Here is a 1,877-nt window from a genome sequence, read left to right on the forward strand (position 1 = left end):
ACGCGCCGGCCGGTCGCGGCCTGCTCGGCCGCGGCGGCGCGCAGCGCGTGGGCGGCGCCGTCGCGCGAGCCGTCGGGCGCGGAGGCGCCGTCGAGCAGCGCCTCGGGCGCGCCGAGCACATAGCGGGCGCCGTCCAGCTCCAGCGCGCTCCAGCGGCGGCGCGAGGAGAACGGCACCTGCGCGCTCGGCTCCAGCGCCGCGTCGTCGCCGGCGAGCTGCGCCGCGTGGACGGCGTCGAGCGTGCCGTTGCGCGACGGGGCGCTGGCGGCGAAGCGGCCGAGCGCGGCGCGCAGGTCGTCGTCGCCGACGCCGTCGGCGGGGATCGTCTCGACAACGCGCAGCGATGCCTCGGTCAGCGTCCCGGTCTTGTCCGTGCACATCACCGACACCGACGCGAGCGACTCGATCGCGTTGAGCTGCTGCGCCAGCACGCCGCGGCGGGCCATCTTCGCCGCCGAGACCGCCATCGTCAGCGAGACGAGCAGGATCAGCCCCTCCGGGACGATGTTGACGACCGCCGCCGTCAGCGTCTCGACCGCCTGCGCCTGGCTGACGTCGCGGATCGCGAGCGAGATCCCGAGCGCGGTCGCCAGCGGCAGCATGACCGCGACGAAGACGATCAGCAGTCTGTCCATCGCGCGCTCCAGCGGCGAGCGCGGATGACGGAAGGCGCGCGCGGTCTCCGCCAGTCTCGCGGCGCGGCTGTCGGGGCCGACCGCGGTCGCCTCGAAGAGGCCGTCGCCCTCGACGACGAACGAGCCGGAGAAGACGCCGCGCCCCTCCTCCCCGCGCACCGCCTCCGACTCGCCGGTCAGGTTCGACTCGTCGAGCGCGAGCCCCTCGGCGCGCACGAGCCGGCCGTCGGCGACGACCTGGTCGCCGGCCTTCACGCGCACGAGGTCGCCGACGACGACGTCGCCGATCGGCAGCTCGCGCGGCTCTCCATCGCGGACGACGATCGCGTGCGGGGCGACGAGCGCGGCGAGGCCGTCGAGCGCCCGCTTCGCGCGCACCTCCTGGAAGATCCCGATCGTCATGTTGGCGACGAGGATCCCGACGAAGAGCGCGTCCTTGGGGTCGCCGAAGAAGATCGTCAGCAGCCCGAAGACGAGCAGGATCAGGTTGAAGATCGTGAACGTGTTCGCGATCACGATCGAGCGGTAGGAGCGGCTCGTCGCCTGCTGCGGCAGCGGTCCGCGCGCTTCCAGCCGCCGCCGCGCCTCGGCCTCGGTCAACCCGCTCGGCGGCGTCTGGGACTCGAGCGTCGTGCTCGTCACACCGGGGAGGCTAAAGCACGCGCCGTGTCGAGCAGCGCGACGGCGATCTCCGTCTCCCGCGCGACCGTCGTGAGGCCGCTGCCGCACGAGGCGCTCAGCAGCGATCGGCGGCCCGCCTCCTCGCCGCCGACCTGCGCCAGAGCCGCCCGCATCCGCGCCGTCGCGTGCTGCTCGTGCTCGGCGCTGTGCGCGGCGACGACGCCCCACGCGATGCGCCCGCCGCGCGCCAGCAGCGCCCGCAGCTCCTGCACGCCGTGCTGGTCCAGCGGACCGAGCGCGAGGTCGAACGAGAGCAGGTCGGGCCGCGCCGCCGCGACCGTCTCCCACGGCACCGCGCAGCAGAGGTGCAGCCCCCACGCCGGCGCGACGACGCGACGACGCGCAGCGGGTTCCACAGCGCCGCGACCGCTGCGGGCTCGCCGCCGAACTGCGGCAGCGCCGGCTCGTCGACGACCAGCAGCGCGTCGAAGCCGCGCGCGGCCAGCTCGCGCACCTGAGCGGCGACGGCGGCCGCCAGCCAGTCGGACAGGTCGCGGGCGAGCGGGAAGTTCGGGGGTGCGGCGGCGCGCGGGGCGGCGCCGGGCGGGGCGGCGGCGGGCG

At 75.9% G+C, this 1,877-nt stretch carries 2 protein-coding genes; both read right to left on the minus strand.

The window, feature by feature from the left end; genetic code table 11:
* Positions 1–1,277 (minus strand): HAD-IC family P-type ATPase (locus R7226_RS31365; protein WP_318601499.1); only part of this gene is annotated, 1,277 nt, incomplete at its 3' end.
* The gene (locus R7226_RS31370; protein ID WP_318601500.1) at positions 1,274–1,672 is read right to left on the minus strand and encodes a uroporphyrinogen decarboxylase/cobalamine-independent methonine synthase family protein; all 399 of its coding nucleotides are present in this window, start codon (positions 1,670–1,672) and stop codon (positions 1,274–1,276) included. The genes R7226_RS31365 and R7226_RS31370, both read right to left, overlap by 4 nt.
* Between the last annotated feature and the right edge of the window lie 205 nt (positions 1,673–1,877).

This window comes from Conexibacter stalactiti, assembly GCF_033542075.1.
Lineage (GTDB): Bacteria > Actinomycetota > Thermoleophilia > Solirubrobacterales > Solirubrobacteraceae > Conexibacter > Conexibacter stalactiti.